Origin of the sequence: uncultured Succinivibrio sp., from assembly GCF_902756765.1 — a bacterium.
GTDB lineage: Bacteria > Pseudomonadota > Gammaproteobacteria > Enterobacterales > Succinivibrionaceae > Succinivibrio.
In genome coordinates, this window is the sequence record NZ_CACVSS010000020.1 from 23703 (window position 1) to 30477 (window position 6775).

Consider the following 6775-nt stretch of genomic DNA (forward strand, 5'->3'; position numbering starts at 1 on the left):
TGCATTAAACTCATCAAATACTTGATGAGTTGTACCGAAATTTTACGTGTCGGTGGAACATTATGTTCGTCACGAGAGCAGTGCTCTAAAAGTGATTTCATTATATCATTATTTGAATGATGAGCAAGATGATTATGGGGGACTGGCCATCAAAACCTTTCAGTTTTGATAACCAGTTCAATGTTTAATAACTAACGGCAAAAAGACCTTTTTGCCAAAACAGATTATAAACTCTTATTTTTTTAATCGTCAAATTATCCCCCTCTATCTAAATAACCTTTGTATAAAAATAAGGTGTAATAGCAACATAGATTTTTGTACAAAAGGTAAATTCAAATGAAAAAACTCACCAAGAGCGTAATGGCTCTGTCTTTAAGTTCTATGGTTTTGCTTACTATTACAGGCTGTGCCACATCTGATAAAGATGAGGACTGCTGCTCAAGTGCAAAGATTGAGAATGCTCTTCAGAATAATCCTGCTATCTATAACAGACTTTCAAGAGAAAAAGCCGACCGTATTTCCCGTGAATTAACTATGTCTTACTACACTGATGAGAGACGTAGTGCTGCAATTGAAGAAGGCGGCTTCAAGCACACTCTGGGAATGAATAATCCTTTATATAAAGGTGATGAATTTCCTCAAAATGTAAGATATGACCTCTCAAAGCGTTATAACGGTCAGAGCGATGCCAATGGCTACAAGAAAGTGCCTGTTACAGCGGTATTTAATCCAAACAAGAACAGCAAGGACTACTCATATTATGAGCTAGGCCGCTGGCAGAGACTATGCGATGGTTCAAACGGTAAAAATATGGATCGCCTGGACTGGAGATTTGTTAAGAGAAACAAAGATGCCTTTCCTATGGATTTACTTGATACCTGTGTAATGCCATCAAGTGAGGTTTTAAGCCGTCATGGTATTTCTACACCTGTAGAGTACCGTAACAGCAACTCAAAAACTTCACAAAAAGATGTATTGCCAAATTCTGTATATCCATACCTGATTAAAGACCATACACCTTCAAATACTCCAATTGTGATTAAAGAGCCTACTGTGACTGTAGATGATTCTTTTGTATCAACTCCAGAACCTTATTTTGAGAAAGCAGAAAAGGCTAAGACTTCTAAAGTAAGACCTTATGCTAAATCAACTACTGACAGAGCAAAGGCAAAACAGATTACTTCTGATGTTGACTGGATAGAGAAGGAGATTAACTAAATATGCGTGTTTATCTAGCTGAAAAGGCCTCTCAGGGAAACGATCTTGCTTCAGTTCTCGATCCTTCCTTTGATCGAGAAGATGGTTATATCTCATTAGATAACGGTGATGTAGTGACATGGTGCCACGGCCATCTTTTAACTCTTGCAGAGCCAGATTATTATGATCCTGCTCTAAAACGATGGGATATTAAGACTCTACCTTTTATTCCACGAGAGTTCGAGTGGCTTCCAGTAGCGGATAAACGCTCACGAAAGCAGCTTAAAACTGCCTGTGACTTAATTGTAAAGGCAGATGAAGTAGTTGTAAGTACTGACTTTGATCGTGAAGGTCAGCTAATTGCAATGAATGTACTTAACCACTGCAATTTTTCAGGTGATGCTTTTCGACTGAAGCTAAGTGCTCTTGATCCTGCTTCTATCAGAAAAGCACTTGATAATATTGAACCTTTGCAGAATACGCACAATTTGTATGAGAGTGCTATAGCCCGTTCATACTCAGATTGGATTATCGGACTGAATCTGACACGACTTTTCACCTGTTTGGCAAGTTCATCAAGTGCTAATGAGGTGGTGAATATTGGTCGTATCCTTACTCCAACAGTAAATCTAATCTGTCAGCGTGATCTCGCTATTAAGAACTTTCAGCCACAGGATTTCTTTGAAGTTACTGCAGATGTCTCTGTTCAGAACGGTATGTTCAAAGCCAAGTGGATTTGTCCTGAAGAACATCTTGACGGTGACGGCCATCTTTTTGATTCTAAGATTGCTGCGGAGGTTATCTCTGATATTAAGGGTAAGAATGCAGAAATTGTTAACGTGGAGCGTACTGTAAGCAATGAACAGCCGCCTATGCTGTTCTCTCTGTCAAAGCTGCAGATTTATGCTGCCAGACACTTTGGCTTTAATGCCCAGAAAACATTAGATATCTGTCAGTCCTTATATGAGAAGAAGTTAACTACCTACCCAAGAAGTGACTGTCAGTACCTGCCTGAATCGCAGTTTGCTGAAGCTGAAGAGATTCTAAGGGAACTTGCTCATGATCCTGCTATCGAGCCTCTGATAAAAGGTTGTGATTTAACAAAGAAACCACGAGCCTACAGTGACAAGAAGATGACTGGTCATGCCCACAATGCAATTATCCCAAGTACAGGTGCTCAGAATATTCAGGATTTAACTCCTGATGAATTTAAGATCTATAACATCGTACGATTATATTTTATTACTCAGTTTTATGCTCCTGCACAGTACAATGTATTGGAAATCAATACAGAGTGCAATGGCCACAAGTTTATATCTAAAGGAAAGACCTTAATTAAACCTGGCTATAGAGTAATCTTCCATCAGGATCAGTTTGAGGAGGAGCAGCCAAAAGGCAATAATAAAGATAGTGTTGATATTGCTTCCATTCCAAATGTAAATATAGGAGAAAGATCCTTCATCAATGATGCTCAGATGGAAACCAAGAGAACCAGAGCACCTAAACACTTTGATGAGGCTTCTCTGATAGAGGCAATGACTAACGTTGGCAAATATGTTGACGATAAGGAGCAGAAGAAGATCCTGAATCAGACCTTAGGTTTAGGAACAGAGGCCTCACGAGCTACCATTATTGAGAATCTTAAGAAATACGGCTGGATTGACATTGTAAAAGAACATTATGAAGCCACCCAGAAAGCATTTAAGACAATGGAGATTCTACCTTATGACATTAAGTCTCCTGCAATGACAGCCATGTGGGAACTGGCACTTAATAATATTGTCAATAATCCGAATGAGAACTCTGAATTATTCGTAGATAATATTATCCGCTGGCTAAACGATGTATTTGCAAAATGCACTACTCCTGAAGCTGTAACCTACATTAAGAAGATTATCGGTGCAGCTCAGAATAATGCGCCTGTTTTCAACTGCGAAAAGTGTGGTTCTCCTTTAAGACTTCTAAAAGGCAAGTTCGGTCTATTCTTTCTATGTTCCAATGAGGCTTGTAAACAGACCTATCAGGAGCGTAACCGTAAACCTTTACCACTGTTCGATGCCGCAACAGCTCCTAAGTGTCCGAAATGCGGTGCTCCATTAAAGCAGGGACAGAGCAAAAAAGGTACATTGTTCTGGAAATGTCAGAATGAAAACTGTGCAATCTTTTTAAATGACAGCAGAGGTAAGCCCGTAATGCCTGAAAAATGTCCAGACTGTGGCGGTATGGTTTTTAGGCATAAAGGCAAATTTGGCAATTTCTGGAAATGCGAAAATTGCAATAAGAATTTTAAAGACACCGCTGGCAAGCCTTTACTTCTTTCCCCAAAGTGTCCTAAGTGTGGTGCACCAATGCGATATATTGATAAGAAAAAGGACGGTACAAAGATTACTCCTTTCTTTAGTTGTACTAACTATCCGAATTGTAATGGTGTACTCGATAAACACGGCAACGTTCAAAAGGACGAAAGGTAGATAAAATGTTCAGAATTTTATCAATGGCTACTCTAATCTTTGCTTTAGGAATTATCTTTGCTCCTGATGCTACTATGAATTATGTAAACACTGTATTTAATGCAGTAAAACAGAAGACAGGTATCGGAGAAGTTCAAAATCAGATAGAAAATAATTTCTTTAATGCTGTTGAAGCTGAAGGCAGAGAACTTGTTAACAGATTAAGACAATAGTGTTTAATTAAACAAAAGGAAATCTAACATGGAAAAAGAAACAAAAGAAAATGTTGAGAAGACAACTCCTGAACAGGAGAATAATTTTATTTCCGATAAGGAGAAAGAAGAATTCAAAGAGCTGGTTTCACAGCTGCATATGAAGAACAAGAATCTGGGTAAATACAGTAAGATTGCTCATTACTGTATTATCCCATTTCTCTGTTTACTTGTAATTGGTGCTGGCGATACCGTATTAGCTCATACCAGCTACAGCGGTGATCCTGTAAATCTTGTTATCTGTATTCTAAGTATTGTGACTATGATTTATGCTTTTGTAATGATTGTTAAGCTTCAGAGTATAAGTAAAGGCGATATCAATAAGATTTACAAAATCATGAGTACCAAAGAATTTATTGATTTATCAAAGGCTGACAAGAGACTTTTAAAGTCCTTCCTGTAATGCAGATCTGTCAGATGCTTTTTATTTTTCAATGCATTGGAAACAGATTGAAAGTTTTTCAAAAAAAATACTATAATTAAAGGAGAGGTAAGATTACTCCTACCTCTCGAGTGATTCTAAATTACCATGCTGGCTGGCACCATAATAGTAAAACTAGAACCACTAATATAATTAAGTATTTCATTTAAAATCCTTAATCATGATTAGAACAACGATTCTAATAATACTTTAGAGCCATTTCCCAGATGGCTCTAAGTATTTTAGAACCACCCACGCTATAGCGCATCTCCATTATAACATTTCTATATATAATTCCATTGTTTTATAACGTTTTTCTTTAATTTTCCAATGCATTGGAATTTAAAATTCGTGATTAAACCAGTTGATAAATTCTATTATTTTCATGAGAGTGATATTTTTACCTTTCCCTGTGACATACTTTCAACAACTTTGCCGTTATTGTTTGCGAGTGTACCTTGTTTCTTTTCCATATTAGAAATTCTGCACGATTATTTCTTTTCCAACTCTATTTGAGGCATCACAGTTGATGTATCTCTTTACATCGATCTCGTCAATTCTGAAGTCCTTATATAACTTCATAATTAAATTAGAATTACTGTTAGTCAAAATGAATTTAACACCTTTTTTGGAGATTTTTTTAACCAGCTTTGACAGACGTATATGATCTTCTTCAGTAAAACCACTGTCCTGATATGATGAAAATGTATTGTGGTAAGGACTATCAAAGAAAACGAAATCACCTTTCCTTGCATCTTTACAGCAAGCTTCAAAGTCACAGTTTAGCAGTTCAACATTTTGTAACAGTTCTGAGATGCCCAGGATATTATCTCTGTTACAACAGTTAATTTTCTTTTTATGTGCGGATGGAACGTTGTATTTTCCTTTTTGTGATACCCTGTAAAGACCGTTGAAACCAGCTTTGTTAAGAAATACGGTCATCGCAGCAGTTTTTGGAGTACTGGTGTGATTCTGAATCGCAGTATTAAAATCTTCTCTGACTGAGAGATAAAATTTGGTCTGTTCATCTGGATTATTGCTTTTATTGTATTCATTCTGCAGTATCTTCAATGCTTCAAGAAACTGAAGAGGCTTTTCTTTAATCTGCAGATAGCAATTGATAAGCTGGGGATTTAAATCATTAACCACAGCTTTCTCTGGCTTAAGTTCAAAAAGCATAGCTCCACCACCTAAAAATGGTTCAAAGTAGGTTCCATATTCGGACGGAACCCTTTGAATCAGCTCTGGCAGCAGCTGTCTTTTACCGCCTACCCATTTAACAAAAGGCACAAGATTCTGAACTGCGTTATTCATATTTATTTTACGTTTTTCCAATGCATTGGAATTTTTTTTTCTATTATAAATTGTAATGTCTAAATATTTAGTTAAATCAAGGAGAGCCTTTAACTCCTTTTTCATTAACTGGCGTTCAACTTCTTAACCGCAGCCTTCATCTTCTCAGCACCTCGCTTGTCATATCTTTGTGTGGTTGCTATGTTGCTGTGGCCCATCATATCTTTTACAGTAACAATATCCACACCAAGATTAAACAGATTTGTAGCAAAGGTTCTTCTCATATCATGTGGGGACCAGTTCTTCATATCAAGCTTTTTTACAATCTCTTTGGTGATCTCCCATACCCTATGAGTATTTAGTGGAGTCTGATATATATTGTCGTGCTTATCTACATTGGTAAAGACTGCTCCATCAAAATCTCTGCGTATGGAAAACCATTCCTGCAGACGTTCAACGGTTTTCTCAGGAATAAAGCACATACGCTCTTTATTACCTTTACCGATGATTGTCAGATAAGGATCGTCCTCGTCAAGATGTACATTCTTGTATTGCAAGCCAGCAACCTCAGCTCTTCTAAGTCCGCATTCAACCATTACAGAAAGCATGGCTCGATCTCTGATACTTGCTGATGATGCGCTCTCTTCCAGACAGGAAAACACTTCCTCAATTTCCTGTTTGGATAACGCCCTACCCTTTGTCAGGCGTGAGCCTCGAACACTCTTCACTCTTAACAGCAACTCATAATCTCGTGTAGATAATATATTGTTAACCCAAAGTCTACGGGCTACACCTTTGATTGCAGCCAAGACAGTATTCACTGTTGCAGGAGAATGATCCTGGGCTAGTTTGGTTCTCAGTCCAATTACGAGATTCTCTTTGAGTCTTGACCAGTCAAATGAGTTTAAATCTGAATCAAGTGTAGTTACGGCCAGCTTCAGATAACTTAACATTGTCTTCTGAGAGTTCTTTGAAGTCAGCGAGAAGATATATTCATTTACCGACTGTTTACCTAGGTCATAGTCCCCTGTATCCCGTGTCGCTATCTGAAATTCTTCTTCAGTAATTACTGCAATAGCATTATTCTTCCCCATACTTTCACCTTATATCTGTTTTCTTCTATTTATCTTTTTATGTCTAAA

The 6775-nt window shown here is 37.5% G+C and carries 6 protein-coding genes; 4 read left to right on the plus strand and 2 right to left on the minus strand.

What is annotated here, in order from left to right; genetic code table 11:
* Nucleotides 1–336: 336 nt before the first annotated feature.
* The 4 genes from QZU45_RS04410 to QZU45_RS04425 are packed head-to-tail and all read left to right on the plus strand — an operon-like array spanning nt 337 to nt 4322.
* Nucleotides 337–1218: a hypothetical protein gene (locus QZU45_RS04410; protein WP_295352101.1), complete on the plus strand. Its 882-nt coding sequence runs from the start codon at nt 337–339 to the stop codon at nt 1216–1218.
* A gap of 2 nt (nt 1219–1220) precedes the next feature.
* Nucleotides 1221–3668 carry a DNA topoisomerase 3 gene (locus tag QZU45_RS04415; RefSeq protein WP_295352103.1) on the plus strand — a complete coding sequence of 816 codons (2448 nt, stop codon included), beginning with the start codon at nt 1221–1223 and terminating at the stop codon, nt 3666–3668.
* Nucleotides 3669–3673: 5 nt separating this feature from the next.
* On the plus strand, nt 3674–3880 hold the full coding sequence (locus QZU45_RS04420; RefSeq protein ID WP_295352106.1) for a hypothetical protein: 207 nt from the start codon (nt 3674–3676) through the stop codon (nt 3878–3880).
* A gap of 28 nt (nt 3881–3908) precedes the next feature.
* Complete coding sequence (locus QZU45_RS04425; protein ID WP_295352109.1) at nt 3909–4322, plus strand: hypothetical protein; 414 nt, start codon at nt 3909–3911, stop codon at nt 4320–4322.
* 492 nt (nt 4323–4814) lie between these two features.
* Here QZU45_RS04425 and QZU45_RS04430 read toward each other — a convergent pair whose 3' ends face one another.
* Nucleotides 4815–5654, minus strand: a complete 840-nt coding sequence (locus tag QZU45_RS04430; RefSeq protein WP_295352112.1) for a Dam family site-specific DNA-(adenine-N6)-methyltransferase — start codon at nt 5652–5654, stop codon at nt 4815–4817.
* Nucleotides 5655–5758: 104 nt separating this feature from the next.
* The gene (locus QZU45_RS04435) at nt 5759–6727 is read right to left on the minus strand and encodes a tyrosine-type recombinase/integrase (RefSeq protein ID WP_295352115.1); all 969 of its coding nucleotides are present in this window, start codon (nt 6725–6727) and stop codon (nt 5759–5761) included.
* Nucleotides 6728–6775 lie beyond the last annotated feature (48 nt).